The 17,296-nt window shown below is 73.8% G+C and carries 14 protein-coding genes and 1 pseudogene; 10 read left to right on the plus strand and 5 right to left on the minus strand.

What is annotated here, in order from left to right:
- From AB0N63_RS17035 to AB0N63_RS17055, 5 genes are all read left to right on the plus strand, one after another.
- The coding region (locus AB0N63_RS17035; protein WP_365529787.1) for a flavodoxin-dependent (E)-4-hydroxy-3-methylbut-2-enyl-diphosphate synthase at nucleotides 1–480 on the plus strand (480 nt) is incomplete at its 5' end.
- A 30-nt stretch (nucleotides 481–510) separates the two neighbouring features.
- Entirely contained in the window at nucleotides 511–2,457 is a 1,947-nt protein-coding gene (gene dxs, locus AB0N63_RS17040; RefSeq protein WP_365529789.1) for a 1-deoxy-D-xylulose-5-phosphate synthase, read from the plus strand.
- Nucleotides 2,454–3,836 (plus strand): aspartate aminotransferase family protein, encoded by a 1,383-nt coding sequence (locus AB0N63_RS17045; RefSeq protein ID WP_365529790.1) that lies wholly within the window; start codon nucleotides 2,454–2,456, stop codon nucleotides 3,834–3,836. Before dxs ends, AB0N63_RS17045 begins: the two co-directional genes overlap by 4 nt.
- 119 nt (nucleotides 3,837–3,955) lie before the next feature.
- A complete protein-coding gene (locus tag AB0N63_RS17050) occupies nucleotides 3,956–4,579 on the plus strand; it encodes an XRE family transcriptional regulator (RefSeq protein ID WP_365529791.1) in 624 nt (207 codons plus the stop codon).
- On the plus strand, nucleotides 4,576–4,695 hold the full coding sequence (locus tag AB0N63_RS17055) for a DUF6126 family protein (protein WP_019984828.1): 120 nt from the start codon (nucleotides 4,576–4,578) through the stop codon (nucleotides 4,693–4,695). The genes AB0N63_RS17050 and AB0N63_RS17055 overlap by 4 nt, the downstream gene beginning before the upstream one ends.
- A 67-nt stretch (nucleotides 4,696–4,762) precedes the next feature.
- Here the strand turns inward: AB0N63_RS17055 and AB0N63_RS17060 are convergent, their stop codons facing one another.
- Nucleotides 4,763–5,560, minus strand: a complete 798-nt coding sequence (locus AB0N63_RS17060) for a tyrosine-protein phosphatase (RefSeq protein WP_365529792.1) — start codon at nucleotides 5,558–5,560, stop codon at nucleotides 4,763–4,765.
- Nucleotides 5,561–5,828: 268 nt separating this feature from the next.
- Here AB0N63_RS17060 and AB0N63_RS17065 point away from each other — a divergent pair, with 268 nt between their 5' ends.
- Entirely contained in the window at nucleotides 5,829–6,614 is a 786-nt protein-coding gene (locus AB0N63_RS17065) for an SGNH/GDSL hydrolase family protein (protein WP_365529962.1), read from the plus strand.
- Between the two features lie 246 nt (nucleotides 6,615–6,860).
- Here AB0N63_RS17065 and AB0N63_RS17070 read toward each other — a convergent pair whose 3' ends face one another.
- Nucleotides 6,861–7,457, minus strand: coding sequence for a TetR family transcriptional regulator C-terminal domain-containing protein (locus AB0N63_RS17070; protein ID WP_365529793.1), 597 nt, complete (start codon nucleotides 7,455–7,457; stop codon nucleotides 6,861–6,863).
- Between the two features lie 190 nt (nucleotides 7,458–7,647).
- On the opposite strand from AB0N63_RS17070, the gene AB0N63_RS17075 reads away from it, so the two are divergent.
- Entirely contained in the window at nucleotides 7,648–8,829 is a 1,182-nt protein-coding gene (locus AB0N63_RS17075; protein WP_365529794.1) for an MBL fold metallo-hydrolase, read from the plus strand.
- A gap of 107 nt (nucleotides 8,830–8,936) precedes the next feature.
- Nucleotides 8,937–9,776, plus strand: coding sequence for a PhzF family phenazine biosynthesis isomerase (locus AB0N63_RS17080; RefSeq protein ID WP_365529795.1), 840 nt, complete (start codon nucleotides 8,937–8,939; stop codon nucleotides 9,774–9,776).
- A 281-nt stretch (nucleotides 9,777–10,057) separates the two neighbouring features.
- Here AB0N63_RS17080 and AB0N63_RS17085 read toward each other — a convergent pair.
- Nucleotides 10,058–10,701 (minus strand): annotated as a pseudogene (locus tag AB0N63_RS17085) (NAD(P)H-binding protein); the annotation flags it as partial.
- Nucleotides 10,702–10,788: 87 nt separating this feature from the next.
- The gene (locus AB0N63_RS17090) at nucleotides 10,789–11,811 is read right to left on the minus strand and encodes an EamA family transporter (protein WP_365529796.1); all 1,023 of its coding nucleotides are present in this window, start codon (nucleotides 11,809–11,811) and stop codon (nucleotides 10,789–10,791) included.
- A 78-nt stretch (nucleotides 11,812–11,889) separates the two neighbouring features.
- Here AB0N63_RS17090 and AB0N63_RS17095 point away from each other — a divergent pair, with 78 nt between their 5' ends.
- Nucleotides 11,890–12,780, plus strand: coding sequence for a LysR family transcriptional regulator (locus AB0N63_RS17095; protein WP_365529963.1), 891 nt, complete (start codon nucleotides 11,890–11,892; stop codon nucleotides 12,778–12,780).
- 184 nt (nucleotides 12,781–12,964) lie between these two features.
- Here AB0N63_RS17095 and AB0N63_RS17100 read toward each other — a convergent pair whose 3' ends face one another.
- Nucleotides 12,965–14,491, minus strand: a complete 1,527-nt coding sequence (locus AB0N63_RS17100) for a chitinase (RefSeq protein ID WP_365529797.1) — start codon at nucleotides 14,489–14,491, stop codon at nucleotides 12,965–12,967.
- 508 nt (nucleotides 14,492–14,999) lie between these two features.
- On the opposite strand from AB0N63_RS17100, the gene AB0N63_RS17105 reads away from it, so the two are divergent.
- Nucleotides 15,000–17,240 (plus strand): ATP-binding protein, encoded by a 2,241-nt coding sequence (locus AB0N63_RS17105; RefSeq protein WP_365529798.1) that lies wholly within the window; start codon nucleotides 15,000–15,002, stop codon nucleotides 17,238–17,240.
- Nucleotides 17,241–17,296: the final 56 nt, after the last annotated feature.

Genomic DNA, 17,296 nt, shown 5'->3' on the forward strand with positions numbered 1-17,296 from the left:
GCGGTGGCGTTCGGTGCGCTGCTCTCGCAGGGGATCGGGGACACGATCCGGGTGTCGTTGTCGGCGCCGCCGGCGGAGGAGGTCAAGGTCGGTATCCAGATCCTGGAGTCGTTGAATCTGCGGCAGCGGGGTCTGGAGATCGTGTCGTGTCCGTCGTGCGGGCGGGCGCAGGTGGATGTGTACAAGCTGGCGGAGGAGGTCACGGCGGGTCTGACGGGTATGGAGGTGCCGTTGCGGGTCGCGGTGATGGGGTGTGTCGTCAATGGTCCGGGTGAGGCGCGTGAGGCGGACCTGGGTGTGGCGTCGGGCAACGGCAAGGGGCAGATCTTCGTGAAGGGCGAGGTCATCAAGACCGTGCCGGAGTCGAAGATCGTGGAGACCCTGATCGAGGAGGCCATGAAGCTGGCCGAGCGAATGGAGGAGAACGGCGTCACGACGGACGCCTCCGGCACCGGGACACCGACGGTGACGGTGAGTTGACGAACGGCACGGACCGAGAGGGGGCCCAGTGTGACCATTCTGGAGAGCATCCGGGGACCACACGACCTGAAGGCGCTGTCCGAGGCGGAACTCGGGGAACTGTCCGACGAGATACGTGACTTCCTGGTGCAGGCGGTCGCCAGGACCGGTGGTCACCTCGGGCCCAACCTGGGGGTGGTGGAACTCACCGTCGCACTGCACCGGGTCTTCGAGTCGCCCGCCGACCGGATCCTGTGGGACACCGGCCACCAGAGCTACGTGCACAAACTCCTGACAGGACGTCAGGACTTCTCCAAGCTGCGCGGCAAGGGCGGCCTGTCCGGCTACCCCTCGCGCGAGGAGTCCGAGCACGACGTCATCGAGAACAGCCACGCCTCGACCGCGCTCGGCTGGGCCGACGGCCTGGCCAAGGCGCGCGACGTGCGCGGGGAGAGCGGACACGTCGTCGCGGTCATCGGCGACGGCGCGCTGACCGGCGGCATGGCCTGGGAGGCGCTGAACAACATCGCCGCCGCCCGCGACCGGCCCCTGATCATCGTCGTCAACGACAACGAGCGCTCCTACGCGCCCACCATCGGCGGCCTCGCCAACCACCTCGCCACCCTGCGCACCACCGACGGCTACGAGAAGTTCCTCGCCTGGGGCAAGGAGGTGCTCCAGCGCACCCCGGTCGTCGGCGGCACCCTCTACGAGTCGCTGCACGGCGCCAAGAAGGGCTTCAAGGACGCCTTCGCCCCCCAGGGCATGTTCGAGGACCTGGGACTGAAGTACGTCGGCCCGATCGACGGGCACGACCTGCGCGCCCTGGAGTCGGCGCTGCGCCGCGCCAAACGCTTCCACGGGCCGGTCCTCGTCCACTGCCTCACCGAGAAGGGCCGCGGCTACGAACCGGCCCTCGCGAACGAGGAGGACCACTTCCACACCGTCGGCGCGATGGACCCGCTCACCTGCGCCCCGCTCGCCCCGTCCGGCGGACCGTCCTGGACCTCCGTGTTCGGCGACGAGATGGTGCGCATCGCCGAGGAGCGCGAGGACGTGGTGGCGATCACCGCCGCCATGCTGCACCCGGTGGGTCTCGCCGAGTTCGCCGAGCGCTTCCCGGACCGGGTGTGGGACGTCGGCATCGCCGAGCAGCACGCGACCGTCTCCGCGGCCGGCCTCGCCACCGGGGGACTGCACCCCGTCGTCGCCGTCTACGCCACCTTCCTCAACCGCGCCTTCGACCAGCTCCTCATGGACGTGGCCCTGCACAGGTGCGGGGTCACCTTCGTCCTGGACCGGGCCGGCGTCACCGGCACCGACGGCCCCTCCCACAACGGCATGTGGGACATGTCCGTCCTCCAGGTCGTCCCCGGACTGCGCATCGCCGCGCCGCGCGACGCCGCCCAGCTCCGCGCCCAGCTGCGCGAGGCCGTCGCCGTGGACGACGCGCCCACCCTGGTCCGCTTCCCCAAGGAGTCCGTCGGACCGGAGATCCCGGCCGTGGACCGGGTGGGCGGCATGGACGTCCTGCACCGGGCGAAGCGGCCCCAGGTGCTGCTCGTCGCCGTCGGCGTGATGGCGCCCGTCTGCCTCCGGGCCGCCGAACTGCTCGAGGCCCGCGGCATCGGCTGCACGGTCGTCGACCCGCGCTGGGTCAAACCCGTCGACCCCGCCCTGCCGGGCCTCGCCGCCGCACACCGGCTGGTGGCCGTCGTGGAGGACAACAGCCGGGCGGCCGGTGTCGGCTCCGCCGTCTCCCTGGCTCTCGGCGACGCCGACGTGGACGTTCCCGTACGGCGGTTCGGCATCCCCGAGCAGTTTCTCGCGCACGCCAAACGCGGCGAGGTGCTCGCCGACATCGGGCTGACGCCGGTCGAGATCGCCGGCCGGATCGGCGCGAGCCCGGCCGTACGGGAGCGCAGCGCGGACGTACCGGCCCCGCGGTCCGCCGAGGCGGCCGGGGCCCCCATGCCAGTCAAGGAGACAACTGAATGACCACGGAGTTCGACCTCGGGGCCCTGCTGGCCGAGCGGGGAGCCGAGCGCTACGAGCTGCACGCCAAGCACCTCAACCACCAGCTGCCGCGCATGCTGCACACCATCGGCTTCGACAAGGTGTACGAGCGGGCCGAGGGCGCCTACTTCTGGGACGCGGACGGCAACGACTACCTCGACATGCTCTCCGGGTTCGGGGTGATGGGCCTCGGCCGCCACCACCCCGTCGTCCGCAAGGCGCTGCACGACGTGCTGGACGCCCAGCTCGCCGACCTGACCCGGTTCGACTGCCAGCCGCTGCCCGGCCTGCTCGCGGAGCGGCTGCTCGCCCACAGCCCGCACCTTGACCGCGTGTTCTTCGGCAACAGCGGCACCGAGGCGGTGGAGACCGCGCTGAAGTTCGCCCGCCGCGCCACCGGACGGCCGCGCGTCCTGTACTGCGAGCACTCCTTCCACGGCCTGACCGCCGGCTCGCTGTCCGTCAACGGCGAGGAGGGCTTCCGGGACGGCTTCGCCCCGCTGCTGCCCGACACCGCCGTACCCCTCGGCGACCTCGACGCGCTCGCCCGGGAGCTGGGGAAGGGCGACGTGGCAGCCCTGATCGTCGAGCCCATCCAGGGCAAGGGCGTGCACGAGACCCCGCCCGGCTATCTGCGTGCCGCCCAGGAGCTGCTGCACCGGCACAAGGCGCTGCTCATCGCCGACGAGGTGCAGACCGGCCTCGGCCGCACCGGTGACTTCTACGCCTACCAGCACGAGGACGGCGTCGAACCGGACCTGGTGTGCGTCGCCAAGGCACTGTCCGGCGGCTATGTGCCGGTCGGCGCCACACTCGGCAAGGACTGGATCTTCAAGAAGGTCTACTCCTCCATCGACCGGGTGCTGGTGCACTCGGCGAGCTTCGGGTCCAACGCGCAGGCGATGGCCGCGGGCCTGGCCGTGCTGTCGGTCATGGAGAACGAGCAGATCGTCGCCAACGCCCGGGCCACCGGCGAACTGCTGAGGTCCCGGCTGGCGGAGCTGAAGGACAAGTACGAGCTGCTCGCCGACGTACGGGGCCGGGGCCTGATGATCGGCATCGAGTTCGGCCGGCCCAGGTCGCTGAAGCTGCGCAGTCGGTGGACCATGCTCCAGGCGGCCCGCAAGGGCCTGTTCGCGCAGATGGTCGTCGTCCCGCTGCTCCAGCGGCACCGCATCCTCACCCAGGTCTCCGGCGACCACCTGGAGGTGATCAAGCTGATCCCGCCGCTCATCGTCGGCGAGAAGGAGGTGGACCGGTTCGTGGATTCCTTCACCACCGTGATGGACGACGCGCACGGCGGCGGACTGATGTGGGACTTCGGGAAGACACTGGTCAAGCAGGCCGTCGCCAACCGCTGAAGGAGGTTCTTCGCAGCCGCTGAACGGGACCTCGGCGGACCGGGCCGCGGCCCCCGCGAGACTTTTGCCTCTGAGGCAACAAATTTGCCGCAGAGGCAAAGGTGCGGCTGAATGGAGGCATGAGCTCCTCCGAGTCCGAGCCCTCGGCGAGTCCGGCCGACAACCTGCACGCCGTCGCGCCCCAGCTGCGTGCGCTGCGCCGCCGCGCCTCCCTCACCCTGGAGGCCGCGGCCCGCGCCGCCGGGCTGTCGCCCGCCCACCTCTCCCGTCTGGAGACCGGACAGCGCCAGCCCTCGCTGCCGATGCTGCTCGCGCTGGCCCGTGTCTACGGTACGACGGTCTCCGAACTGCTCGGCGAGACGGTCGCCGACCGGGACGCGATCGTGCGCGCCGGGGACATGGAACCCACCCGGGCCGGCGGCTGGACGTACTGGCAGGCCGGTTCGCCCGGCCGCGGGATGCAGTCCCTGCGGGTGCGCGTCCCGCACGGCTCCCAGGGCGACATCGTCCGCGTCCACCCCGGCGAGGAATGGCTGTACGTCCTCAAGGGGCGGCTCAGGCTGCGGCTCGGCGACACCTCGTACCTGCTGGCGCCGGGGGACAGCGCGCACTTCGACTCGCTGACCCCGCACCGGATCGCCGCCGAGGACCCCGACGGGCTCGAGCTGCTCTTCGTCCACACCCTGCTGCAGAGTCCCACGGCCGCGCTGTGCCTGGGCCCCCACACCGGAGACACGCCATGACCGACATGGAAGAGAAGTTCCCCCGCGCCCTGTGGGTCCGGCTCATCATCTACATCGCCGTCGGGCACGTCTTCGCCGCCTTCATCTGGCTGCTGTTCGAGGTGGGCGCCAAGTAGCGGGCGCGCGGTGCCCGGGGGGGCGGACGGTTCGGGCCTCCGCCCGGCGCCGGACCGGCCCCGCCCGTCAGTCCAGCAGGCGCTCGCGCAGCCGCTCCCGGGTCGCCGGGGCGAGCCGCAGGCCCTGCTCCAGATAGGCGTCCACGTCGCCCCAGGTCTCCTCGATGGTCTCCAGGGCGGCCGTCAGATACTCGGCGCGGGCGTCGAACAGGGGGCTGAGCAGCTCCATGACCTCGGGGGAGTACGCCGAGGGCGAGGTGCTGGAGCGGTGCACCTTGTAGCGGCGGTGCTTGGCGTTCGACTCCAGGTAGTCCGCGACGATCGCGTCCCGCTCCACCCCGAGGGCGAGCAGGGTCACGGCGATGGACAGGCCCGCGCGGTCCTTGCCCGCGGCGCAGTGCATCAGCGCCGGGACGCTGTCCTCGGCGATGGCGTGCAGCACCCGCGAGTGCTCGCCGGTGCGCTCCTTGACGATCGTGCGGTACGAGGCGATCATCCGGGCCTCGCCCTTGCCGTCGGCCAGGATCGACCGCAGCTGGTCCAGATCGCCGTCGCGGACCATCTTCCAGAACTCCGCGCCGTCGGCCGGGTCGCTCAGCGGCAGGTTGACGTTGCGCACGCCGGGCAGCTCGACGTCCGGGCCCTCCAGCCTGCGGTCGGCCGCGTTGCGGAAGTCGAAGACGGTGTGCAGCCCCAGCGAGGCGAGGAACACCGTGTCCTTCGCGGTGGCGTGCGCGAGATGCCCGCTGCGGAACAGCACCCCGTGCCGCACCCGTCGTCCGTCCGTCGTGGGCAGCCCGCCCACATCGCGGAAGTTGCGCACTCCGGCCAGCTCGGGCTCGGTCGACGGGACCTGCTGCGTCACGGGAACTCCTCCCTGTCGGCCCCGCTCCACGGCTCGTCGGCGGGCGCGCTACGACGATACGACATGGCTTCCCGGGGCAACGGCGTGCCGACGGCCACGCGCCCCACCTGCCCCGTCACCGCCCGGCACCGTGTATTCCCGGATGATCCAGGAAGTTGAAGTGGCTTATCTCACCGACCGTCAACCCCTTCCTACGGTCGCGTAAGTCACATTCCAAGGTGAATCATGGGCCGACGTGGCAGACGATTCGAAGAGTGACAGCACAGCAGTGATCGGGTCGTACGTGGCGGTGGGGGACAGCTTCACCGAGGGCGTCGGCGACCCCGGCCCCGACGGGGCGTTCGTCGGCTGGGCCGACCGGTTCGCCGTCCTGCTCGCGGACCGCCGTCCCGAGGGCGACTTCCGGTACACGAACCTCGCCGTACGGGGGAAGCTGCTCGACCAGATCGTGGCGGACCAGGTGCCCCGGGCCGTGGAACTCGCCCCCGACCTCGTCACGTTCTGCGCGGGCGGCAACGACATCATCCGGCCCGGCACCGACCCGGACGACGTGGCCGAACGGTTCGAGAAGGCGGTGGCCCGACTCGCCGCCGTGGCCGGCACCGTCATGGTGACCACCGGCTTCGACACCCGCGGGGTGCCCCTGCTCAAGCATCTGCGCGGCAAGATCGCGACGTACAACGGGCATGTGCGGGCCGTCGCCGACCGCTACGGCTGCCCGGTGCTTGACCTGTGGTCCCTGCGGGCCGTCCAGGACCGCCGCGCCTGGGACCACGACCGCCTGCACCTCTCGCCCGAGGGGCACACGCGTGTGGCGCTGCGCGCCGGGCAGGTCCTCGGCCTGGAGATCCCGGCGGACCCGGAGCAGTCCTGGCCGCCGCTGCCGCCCCGCGGCACCCTGGAGGTCCGCCGAGACGACGTCCACTGGGCGCGCGAGTACCTGGTCCCGTGGATCGGCCGCCGCCTGCGCGGCGAGTCCTCGGGCGACCACGTGACGGCGAAGGGCACGCTGTCGCCGGACGACATCAAGTCGCGTATCGCCGCAGTGGCCTGACGCAGCGTCAGTGAGGCGGAGGGGCTTGCGGGACCCGGACGGGGGTCCCGCGAGCCCCTTCTCCGTGTCGTCGCCGCCGCGCTGCGGCCGTCGGATCCCCCGCCCGGCTCCGGGTGTGGTCGCCGGATCCGCCGCCCGCTCCGGGGGCGTTCGCCGCGCTGCGGCCGTCGGGTCCTCCGCCCGCTCCGGGTACCGCCGGCGGGCCGTGGCCGCAGGCAGGGTCCGCGCCCCCGCCCCGTACGTCGCTCACCGCGTCGTGGTCAGGGCCCCGCGGTCCAGGCCGAGTTCCCGGAGCAGGGCGTCGTCCACCCACTCCTGGGCGCGGGCCCGGGCGACCGTGCCGCCGTACGAGGTCAGCTGGACGGCGAGCCCGTCCAGGAGCGCGGTCAGCCGCAGCGCGGTGCCGGCCGGGTCCGGGCAGCAGAACTCGCCCGCCGCCACCCCCTCGGCCAGGACCTCGGTCAGGGCCGCCTTCCACTCCCGGTCGAGGTCCCGCGCCACCTCGCGCAGCGCCGGCTCGCGCAGCGCGGCCGACCACCCCTCGATCCACAGCCGCCAGCCCTTGGCCGTACCGGTGGGCGCGTACCAGCGCACGGCGGCCCGCAGCCGGCGCAGCGCCGTGGTGCGCCGGCCGAGCAGCTTGCGCAGGTGCGTGAGGTCGTCCTCGGCGGCGTGCGCGAACGCGGCGGCGACCAGCTTCTCCTTGGTGGAGAAGTGGTAGAGGACCAGCGCGTTGCTCACGCCGAGCACCGACGCCACGTCGGAGATCCGCACCGCCGAAACGCCCCGGGCCTCGATCTGCTCGATGGCGGCCCGCAGCAACTCCTCGCGCCGCTCAGCCACGCTCAACCGCAATCTCGCCACGCCGTCACCCTAACGGGTGTTGCCCGTGAGGCAATCGAATTGCCGTCCCGCGGTGCAACCCCCGCACGGGAGGGGCGGGCCCGGGCGGCAGCGCACGAACCGGAGGCGGAGTCCGGTTGTCGCGGGCTCCCTTCATAATGGAGATCTGACCGACCCCACTGGAGGTACCGTGTCCGGCTTCCGTCTCTCGAGCTCCGGGCTGCGCGCACTGCGCCCCGAGGCCTTCGGCGCGGACCCCGACGGAGCGCGCATGGCGCGTATCCGCCGCTCGCCCCACTTCAAGGACGGCGTCTTCCAGAACCCCGGAGGCCCCGCGCGCACCCGGCCCTCCGGCTCGATGCTCGACTTCGCCAGGCTGTACCTCGACAAGGAGCAGCGCCCCCGCCGCTCCCCGCAGGGCACGGTGCCGGTCCACCCGACCACCTACGCCGACCTGGCCCGCCCCGCGGCCACCGGCCTGCGGCTGACCTGGCTGGGCCACTCCAGCGTGCTCGCGGAGATCGACGGGCAGCGGGTGCTCTTCGACCCGGTGTGGGGCGAGCGCTGCTCCCCGTTCCCGTTCGCCGGTCCCGCGCGGCTGCATCCGGCACCGCTGCCACTGGCCGCGCTCGGCCCGGTCGACGTGGTCGTCATCTCGCACGACCACTACGACCACCTGGACATGCCCACGATCAAGGCGCTGGCGGGCACGGACACCCTCTTCGCCGTACCGCTCGGCGTCGGCGCCCACCTGGAGCGGTGGGGGGTCTCCGCCGACCGGCTGCGCGAGCTGGACTGGCACGAGGCCACGAAGGTCGGCGGCCTCACCCTGACCGCCACCCCGGCGCGCCACTTCTGCGGCCGCGGTCTGCGGAACACCCAGCACACCCTGTGGGCGTCCTGGGTGGTGGTGGGCGAGGAGCACCGCGTCTACCACAGCGGCGACACCGGCTACTTCGAGGGCTTCATGGACATCGGCGCCGAGCACGGCCCGTTCGACGCCACGATGATCCAGATCGGCGCCTACTCGGAGTTCTGGCCCGACATCCACATGACCCCCGAGGAGGGCGTGCGCGCCCATCTCGATCTCCAGGGGGGTGCGCCGCACGGTGTGCTGCTGCCGATCCACTGGGCCACCTTCAACCTGGCCCCGCACGCCTGGGCGGAGCCGGGGGAGTGGACGCTGGCCGCCGGCGAGGCGGTCGGCCAGGCGGTGGCCTGCCCGGTCCCGGGCCTGCCGTTCGAACCGGCCGGCGAGATCCCCGCCCACCCGTGGTGGCGGGACGTCTCCGAGAGCCTCGCCCGCGAGTGGCCGGCCCCGCACCTGGCCCTGAAGACGACCCGCGGCCTCGACCTGGTCGCCGAGGACTGACCCCGGCTCGCCGCAATCCGCGAACCTACGAGCGGTGCACGGGGGTTGCCCGTGCTGATCGTCCGTATCCCTTGGCGCTCCCGGCGCGCGGCGGCTACGTTCGGATCATGGACATCCTGCGCTACGTGGCCTTCAGCACCGACCCCCAGGGCGGCAATCCGGCGGGTGTGGTGCTGGACGCCACCGGTCTCGACGAGGCCGCCATGGGCGCCGTCGCGGCGGAGGTCGGCTACTCCGAGACCGCCTTCGCCGTGCCCCGCCCGGACGGGGCGCTCGACATCCGCTACTTCAGCCCGAAGGCCGAAGTGCCGTTCTGCGGTCACGCCACCATCGCCACCGCCGTCGCCCACGCCCGTCGGCACGGCGTCGGCGAGCTGCTGCTCCACACCCGGGCCGGTCAGGTCACGGTGACCACCTCGGCGCAGCCGGACGGGTCGGTCACCGCCACCCTGGTGAGCGTGCCGCCGCGCACGGAGGAGCTGGCCGAGGCCGATCTCGCCGAACTCCTCGCCGCGCTGCGCTGGTCCGCCGCCGACCTCGACCCCGCGCTGCCGCCCCGCGTCGCCTACGGCGGCGCCCGGCACCCGGTCGTCGCGGCCGGCAGCCGTGAGCGCCTGGCCGGCCTCGACTACGACATGGCCGCCCTCGACGCCCTGATGGCCCGCCGGGACTGGACCACCGTCGCGCTGGTCCAGCGTGAGTCGGACACCGTCTTCCACGTCCGCAACCCCTTCCCGCCCGGCGGCGTGGTCGAGGACCCGGCCACCGGCGCGGCGGCGGCCGCCTTCGGCGGCTATCTGCGCGAACTGGGGCTGATCGCCCCGCCCGCCGTCCTCACCCTGCACCAGGGCGTGGACATGGGGCGTCCGAGCCTCCTCACGGTGGGCGTGCCGGCCGACCCGTCGAGCGGCATCGAGGTCACGGGCGCCGCGGTTCCGCTTCCCTAGGTCCTCTCGTTCGGATCATGCCGGGCTCGCGGGCCCCGGCACCGTTCCCCCATGCTCTTCGAGCAGGGGACCCCCACGCCGCGTCGCCGTCGGTCGCCATGGCTCCGCCATGCCGCCCTCCTCCGCCTCGCGAGGCTCCCCCACTGCCTGGACGGCGTGGGAGGCGCCCCCCTCACCGGATCCCGCTCCCTGATCCGGCCTGATCCAGCCGAAAGACCCCAGCGGGGTTCCGCGACCGGCTCCCCAGGAGGATTCCGCGACCGGCGCGGGCCCCCGGCGGCGTGGACGACCGTGACGAGGCGTTCGCGGCCCGGGTCCTCGGCCTCGTCCAGCACGGCGACCGCCAGGTCCTCCACGCTGATCGACGACCGGCCGTCGGCGGCGGCGAGCAGGGTGTCGGTGCCGCGCCGACAGCGGCCGGTGCGCTCGCCGGGTTCCAGCAGGGCCGGCGGGCGCAGACAGAGCCGGTCCGCGTCGGGGTGGGTCCGGCAGGCCCGCAACCGGGCGGTTCCGGCGAGGGCCACCGGGCGTGTCGCGGCCGGTACGCGCTGCGGTCCTCAGCGCCCAGCAGCCCGGGGGCGCCGGGGCTGCGCAACGCTCCGGCGCCGCCGACCACCAGGACGCGGACGCCGAGCCGCGCGGCCGCGTCCAGCACCGTACGGGTCGCGCCGACCAGGAACTCCGGGTCCACCGGCTGCGTCCGGACGTCCGTCACCACGGCGTCCGCGGCGCCGTACGCCGCGGAGCCCGCGTGCGCGCGGTGTACGGTCCGGGGATCGTTCAGGTCGGCCGCGAGCGGCGTCACGGCCGGGCTCTCGCGCGCCGGTCCGCGGGACAGCGCGAGCACCCGGTGCCCTCGCGCGGCGGCCTCCGCGCTCACCCGGCCGCCGGCCGTGCCGGTGGCGCCGAGCACGGCGACGGTCAGGTCTTCCGGTTCCTTCCGGTTCCTCCGGTTCTTCCGTGCGGGCGGTCGCCGCCCCGAGGGCGGTGTCCGTCCGCGTGGCGGGCTGCATCACAGGTGTCCTTCTCGTACGGTCTCTTCGCGTGCCGCGTCCTCCCGCGGCGCGTGTGCGCGTGTGTCGTCCGCTCGTGGGTGTGGCGCCGGGGGCGGCTGCACAGGCGCGCGGCGGGCGGACCGGGGCGCAGGTGTGAGCTGCGCGGCGAGCAGCGCGGCCAGGGCGAGGGTGAAGCCGAGGCTCTGGACCAGGCTCAGCAACTCGCCGAGCGCGCCCCCGACGACCGCCGCGACCAGCGGCGACAGCAGCACCAGCGGCGCCGAGGCGCCGACGGGCAGCTTCCCGATCCCGTGGAACCACAGCGTGTACGCGATCAGACCGCCCACGCCGCCGAGCCACAGATAGCCGCCCACCGCCCCGGCGTCGATGTCCCGCGGCACGCCCTCGACGGTCAGGGTGACCGGGAGCAACAGCAGCCCGCCCGCGGTCAGTTGCCACCCGGCCAGCGCCATCGGGCCGACCCCCGCCGGGCGGCCCCAGCGCTTGGTGAGGACGACCCCGACGGCCATGGTCGCCGTCCCGCCGAGGCCGGCGAGGACCCCGGGGACGTCCAGCCGGGCGCCCGGCCCGAGCACGACGAGCCCGACGCCCGCCACGCCGATCACCCCCCAGGCCAGCCGCCACAGCGTCGGCCGGTCGTGCAGCACGGCGACGGCCACCGCGGCCACCAGCAGCGGCTGGGCCGCGCCGAGCGTGGCCGCGACACCGCCGGGGAGGCGTTCGGCGGCGAGGAACAGCAGCGGGAAGAACGCGCCGATGTTGAGCGCGCCGAGGACGGCGGCCTTCCACCACCAGTCGCCGCGCGGCAGGACGCGGGTGAGCGCGAGGGCGGCCAGCCCGGCGGGCAGGGCCCGCGTCAGCGACGCGAACAGCGGGTGGCCGGGCGGCAGGAGCTGCGTGGTCACCGCGTAGGTGGTGCCCCAGGAGGCCGGGGCGAGGGCGGTCAGGGCCACGGTCGCCGCCCGGTGTGCGGAGGAGGTCCGCGGCGGGCCCGGCGACCGTTCGGTCGAGGTGTGCATGCCCCCGAGTCTCGGCCCGGCCGGCCATGAATCCAAAGCATGCTTTTCATGGCAGCGATGAACGAGCACGATGGCCGGATGGACCTCCAGCAGATGCGCTACGTCGTCGCCCTCGCCGAGACCCGCAACTTCACCCGCGCCGCCGAGCGCTGTTCCGTGGTGCAGTCCTCGCTCAGTCACCGCATCGCCGGGCTCGAACGGGAGCTGGGGGTGAAGCTGTTCGCCCGCTCCAGCCGCCGGGTCGAGCCGACCAGCGCCGGGGAGGCGTTCCTCGCCGGCGCGCGGGAGTGCCTGGCCGCGGCCGACCGCGCGGCCGTGGACGCCGCCGCGGCGGCGGGCGTGGTGCGCGGCCGGCTGGCGGTCGGCGTGATCGTGACGACGGCCGCCGTCGACGTCCCCGAGCTGTTGCGGAGATACCGGGCCCGGCACCCGGACGTCCGGGTCGTCCTGCGCTCCGAACGCAGCGACCGGCTGGTCGCGGCGATCCGCGACGGCGACCTCGACATCGCCTTCCTCGGCCTGCCCGAGGACGAGCCCCCCTCCGGTGTGCGGACGCTCGTGCTCGACCGCGACCGGCACGTCCTGGTGGTGCCGGCCGGACACCGGCTCGCGGGCGCCGGCCGGGTCACGCTGCGGGAGATCGCCGGGGAGACGTTCGTGGACTTCGTGGGCGGCACACCCGCCCGAGCCCAGTCCGACCGGGCGTTCGCCGCCGCCGGACTGGCCCGTGACGTCGCCTACGAGGCGGGTGTCATCGAGCTGATGACCGGGCTGATCGCGCGCGGGCTCGGCGTCGCGCTGCTGCCGTCGGCGTTCGCCCGCCCGCTGGCCGAGGCCAGTGGGGAGCTGGCGCTCGTCCCGGTGGTCGACGGCCCGCGGCGGATCGAGTACCTGGCCTGGAGCCGCTTCAACCCGAGCCCGGCCACCCGCGCGCTGCTGGACGTCCTCGGCGTACGGCAGGAGGCGTAGCCCTGAACGAACGGGAGGGGGCGGACGGAAACGGCGTGGCGGGCCGCACTCCTCCTGCGAACCGCTCCGTCGAGGCGGGCCCCCGGTGCAGGGCCGAGCGGCCCGGAGGGCGCGCCGGGCGAGGCGCGGTCCGGGCCGCAGGCGGGCCGTGTGGGGGTCAGGCCCGGGGAGGAGGGTCGTCGGGTCAGCAGGCGCCGAGGTCCTGCCAGACACCCCACTCACCCGTGGTGCCGGGTTCCTCGCCCGTCGTCCACCACTTGGCCTTCCAGTTGTGGCCCTTGTACGAGACCGTCTGGCCGCCGGTGTAGACGGCGCTCCTGTCCCACGGCGCGGCGGTGCACTGGTGGCCGCTGCCGCCGGTGACGGTCAGGGTGTACGTCGCCGAGTGGCTGCCGGAGGCGCTGGAGCCGGTGACCGTGAGGGTGTAGGTGCCCGAGGCGGCGGCCGAGGTGGTGGCCACGGTGAGCGTCGCGGAGCCGCCCGCCGAGACCGAGGAGGGGCTCACGGAGGCGGTCACACCCGCCGGGGCCCCGCTCACGCCGAACTTCACCGTCTGCGCCTGGCCCGAGGTCACCGCGGTCTTCACCGAGGTGGTCGCGGACTGGCCGGCCGTCACCGTGCCGGAGGCGGAACCGAGCGAGACGGAGAAGTCGTTGCCCGGCTGGGTGCTGCCGCCGCCGGTGAACGGCGCGAAGATGTGGGTGAAGTCCCAGGTGTTCTGCTGGATGCCCGAGCAGTTGTCCGCGGCGGCGCCGCCCGCGCAACTGCCGTTGTCCCGTTGCAGCGCCCAGAAGGACAGGGTGTTGATGCCCTTGGAGACCGCCCAGTTGTACACCGTGGTGGCGTTGGCCAGGGTGAAGGTCTCGGCCGGGCCGAAGTCGTCGACGCCGGGCATCTCGGTGACGCCGACCATGTTCCACAGCTGCGCCGGGGTCTTGTTCGGGTACAGCTCGGCGAGCGTGTCGACCAGGCCCTGCGCGGCGGTCTGGGTGTCCTTCGCCATGTCGTGGGACTGGTTGTCGTAGTAGTCGAACGTCATCAGGTTCACGACGTCGATCCGGGTGCCGTTGCTGACGGCGTTGCGCAGCAGCGCCTCGCCGTTGTCGGCCAGGCCGTGCGTGGTCGTCGGCAGGGTGTACGAGAACTGCACGGTGCGCCCGTTGGCCGCCGCCCAGTCCTGGACCAGCTTGATGGCCTTGTTGCGGCGGTCGATGCCCGCGGTGTTGTCCAGCGAGTCGACCTCGATGTCCATGTCGAGCCGCGAGATGTCGTAGGTCGTGATGACCTTCTCGTACGCGGCGGCGATCTGCTGGACGTCGGTGCAGCTGTCGGCGATCTCGGTGCCGGTGGTGTCGGCCGTGTAGCCGCCGAACGAGGGGATGACGTCGCCGCCGTCGGCCTGGATGGTCTTGATGTCGCCGCCGAAGGTGGACGCGGCGATCGGCATGCCGGTGTCGCCGTTCCAGTACGGCGTGCACGAGCCCTTCGAGGCGGTCTGGAGGAAGGCCATCGTCAGGTGCTTGGCGCCGGACTGGGCGGCCAGCGCGGCCGGGCTCTCGCCGGTCCAGGCCTCGAAGTAGGGGGCGAAGACGTGGGCGGGCAGCGGGGTCGCCGCCTGGGCGCTGCCGGTGGCCGAGAGCGCGAGGCCCACCGAGGCCGCCGTGGTGACGGCCGCGGTGAGCGCCGCGCGGAAGGAACGCATGAGTCTCATGTCAGTCCCGGTGTGAGAGGTGGGGGAAGGTCAGTTCCCGTACGCGAGGAAGGGGTTGAGCCGTATGGGATGGTGCGCTCGCACACCGGGCAGGTCAATGGTCTGGACCAAAAAGGGACTAGACCAATTCTCGGTCAGGGCGGTCATGCTCCTGCACAGCGGCCGGGGGCTCGGACTGGACCAGCCGCGGGAAATTCGGAGCGAGGATGCTCGGCGCCCGTGATGTGGGCCGCGCCGGAGGGCCGTTCCGCGGTGCGCCCGTAACCCCTGTGGGGTCCGGCACGTTATCGGTCTGTCGTACGACGTCTCATACCAGAGCGGGGCGCTTCCCGGGGGATTTTGGCAACTGCCCGCCGCACATGACGGGTTGGTGACTACCGTGAGTGTCCGTCGGACGACGTAGCGCCGCATCGCCTGCGGTCCGGTCGGCCCGGCACAGCGATGGCGCACGCCCGCTCGCGCCCCCCCGCACGAGCACACCGGCCCGACGGACCCGTACGAGGAACAGATGTCTCACCTCCGCCCCCCGGCCGCCCGCGCAGACCGCCGTGAGGGCGGACGGCACGGACGGCCGGTGGCCCGCACCGCCCCCTCGCTGCCCGAACCCCGGCTGCGGCCCCAGCTGCTGCGCCTCGCCGTGCTGCCGCCCACCGCGGTCGCCCTCTGCGGAGTCGCCGCCGTGCTCTTCACCGTGCGGTCCACCGGGGCGCGCACCGGACCCGCCCTCTACGCGGTCCTCGCCGGGGCCTCGTCGGTGGCCTTCGCCGGCATCGTCATCGCCGCGGTCGCCGCCGGCCGCGCCGCCCGGTCCGTGCACGTACGGCTCGACGCGCTGCGCGACGCCACCACGCGCCGCGAGGCCGAACTGCACACCCTCGTCGACGCCCTGCGGCACGGCGAGGCCGCGCCCCAGCGCAGGTCGCGCGGCGGACCGCCCGACGACGCCGACGAGTTCGAACTCCTCGCCGCCGACCTGTCCCGCGCCCACGACGGGGCCGTCGCCGCCGTCGTCCAGGCCGCCCAGCTCTCCAGCCAGGCCGGCAGCGAACAGAAACTCGAGGTCTTCGTCAACCTCGCCCGGCGGCTCCAGTCCCTGGTGCACCGGGAGATCTCCATCCTGGACGAGCTGGAGAACGAGATCGAGGACCCCGACCTGCTCAAGGGCCTCTTCCACGTCGACCACCTCGCCACCCGCATCCGCCGCCACGCCGAGAACCTCGCCGTCCTCGGCGGCGCCGTCTCCCGCCGCCAGTGGAGCAACCCGGTCCCCATGACCGAGGTGCTGCGCTCCGCCATCGCCGAGGTCGAGCAGTACTCCCGCGTCAAACTCGTCCCGCCGGTCGACGGGCGGCTGCGCGGACACGCCGTCGCCGACGTCATCCACCTGCTGGCCGAACTCGTCGAGAACGCCACCGTGTTCTCCGCTCCGCACACCCAGGTCCTGCTGCGCGCGGGCCTCGTCACCTCCGGGCTCGCCGTCGAGGTCGAGGACCGGGGCCTCGGCATGCCGGTCGGCGAGCAGGTCCGGATGAACGCGCTGCTCGCCGACCCGGACCAGGTCAACGTCGCCAGCCTGCTCGCCGACGGCCGGATCGGCCTGTTCGTGGTCTCCCAGCTCGCCCGCCGCCACGGCATCACCGTCCGCCTCCAGACCAACATCTACGGCGGCGTCCAGGCCGTCCTCGTGGTGCCGCAGGCACTGCTGGGGGCCGAACCGGCGGCGCTCCCCGAGAGCGCCGGGGGAGTCGCGCAGGCGCGCAGGCCCACGCAGGCGCTTGCTGCGGCGGGCACGGCGGGTGCGGCCGGGCAACGGCCGCCCGGCGCGTCCGAGGGGCCGCGGACGACCGAGGCGCCGCAGTCGACCGAAGTGCCGAGGGCCGCTGAAGCGCCCCGTGCGCCCGAACCGGCCCACGCCGTCGAAACGACGGAGCCGGAGCCGGTGCCGGTGCCCTTCGGCACGGCCGACTCCTCCGGGCAGTTCAGCCTCGTCACCCCGCCCGGGTCCGTGACCCGGTCCGACCCGGCGCCGCCGTCCGGCCCCGCCGCTTCGTCCGGTCCGGCGACCGTGCCCGGCCCGGCCGCCCCGTCCGGCCCCGCTCCCCTGTCCGGCCTGTCGGTCTCCGCCGGCCCGGCGTCCGCTTCGGTACCGGCCGGTGACTTCGGTGCCTTCGAGCGGGCGGCCACGGAAGGCACCGGCCGTCCCGGCGCGGGAGCGCACGCCGCCGCCCCCGCCGGCAGCGCGGCGGGAACGGACGTACGCCTCCCGGACAGCGTTCCCGGGACGGACGTACGCACCCCGGACGCCACCCGGCCCGGCGGCGGTCCCGCGCCGCTGCCCCGGCGCGGCGACCGCGAGGGGCGGGCCAACCCGGCGGAGGCGGCGCCCGGAATCCGGCCCGGCGACCGGGCCGCCGTCGCCGCGCACGAGGGCGTCATGCCCACCCCCCGCACCGGCGTCGTGCGCGGCACCATGGAGCGGCCCCGACTGCCCCGCCGCCGCGCCCAGGAGCACATCGTCCCGCAACTGCGCGGCGGCCCCGCGCCCCGCCAGGACAGCGAGCACACCCCCGGCCACGACCCCGGTCTGATGGCCGCCTTCCAGCGCGGGATCGGACTCGCCGAGGCCGCCGAGCGCCGCCGTGAGCCCGACCGGCCGGACCCGTACCCGCCGAGCGCGTCCGACGCCCCCCACGAGACGCCCGCACCGGATCCCGCCCCCCGGCACGACGGGAGCGCGTCCGCCGGATGACCACCCCGACCCCCGCACCCGACCCCACCCCCACTTGCGCTCCCGCAGACCTTCGT

This window comes from Streptomyces sp. NPDC093260 (assembly GCF_040683715.1).
Lineage (GTDB): Bacteria > Actinomycetota > Actinomycetes > Streptomycetales > Streptomycetaceae > Streptomyces > Streptomyces sennicomposti.